Origin of the sequence: Anaerophaga thermohalophila str. Valhall (assembly GCF_000250735.1) — a bacterium.
GTDB lineage: Bacteria > Bacteroidota > Bacteroidia > Bacteroidales > Marinilabiliaceae > Anaerophaga > Anaerophaga thermohalophila_A.
In genome coordinates this window covers 1-974 of sequence record NZ_AHZV01000010.1, presented here as the reverse complement: position 1 = coordinate 974, position 974 = coordinate 1, and the positions used below count along the sequence as shown (strand labels likewise).

1 protein-coding gene is annotated in these 974 nt (G+C 45.3%); it reads right to left on the bottom strand.

What is annotated here, in order from left to right:
* Nucleotides 1-6 precede the first annotated feature (6 nt).
* Nucleotides 7-974: IS66 family transposase (gene tnpC / locus OQ5_RS19840; RefSeq protein WP_016775580.1), on the bottom strand; the 968-nt coding region annotated here is incomplete at its 5' end.

Here is a 974-nt window from a genome sequence, read left to right as displayed (position 1 = left end):
TTGGAATTAGTTGGAGCTTTCAGAGAAATTCCCGCAATCGTTGGATTTTTTCCAATTGTGGGGCAAAAGGTCAGCCAGGTCCAGATCGTAGTTACTATTGTACAATGTAATCTTGGTAAACACATCGGTCAACCACTGCCGGGGATTCACATCACTGGCTTTACAGCACCCCAGAAGTGAATACATGATGGCAGCATTCTCTGCCGACTCATGATTGCCACAAAACAAATATCCCTTTCTTCCAACGGCCAGGGGCCTGATGGCATTTTCGGCCAGGTTGTTGTCAGGCAGGTAGCGGCCATCAAGATGATAGCGGGACAGACGTAAGAAAAGATTGTAGGTATAAGCCAGAGCCCTGCTCATTCTTCCACCCGGCAATGCTTTTGGGTAATAGCCTTGAATCCATTTCTCAAAAGCACACATAATAGGATAGGCCAGGCGCCTTCGAAGTTCTGCCCTTTGCTCATAATCCATCTCCTGTTCGGTAGCCATTGCTTCAACCTGATAGAGTTTGGCGATTTGTGCCAATGCATATTCAGCTCCGGTTTTGTCCTCTTTCAGACTTTCGGAGAATTTCCTGCGCGCATGCGCCCAGCAACCCAGGAGTAGAACACCTTTCTTTTGCTCATAGATTGAGTATGCCTGATATCCATCTGTTTGAACAGCTCCCTGGTAATCCTTTAACAAATCAACCACTACTTTTTGTGCCCGGGAGCCTTTGTCGTAGTGGAAAAAAACCAGGTTGTCCATTACTGAGCGAACCATCCACAGGTAAGCCTTTTGGGCTTTATGTTTTTGGTTATTGATAACCGGCACAGTGCTTTCATCAACCTGGATATAATTGGATTTCAGAACAATATCTTTTAGTCGGTAATAAAGGGCTCGAAGTAAATCGCTACCTCCCTGAAACCAACCATTAACAGTTGATGCAGGCAGTCTGATACCCTCCATTTTTAACATGGAAATTTGACGAT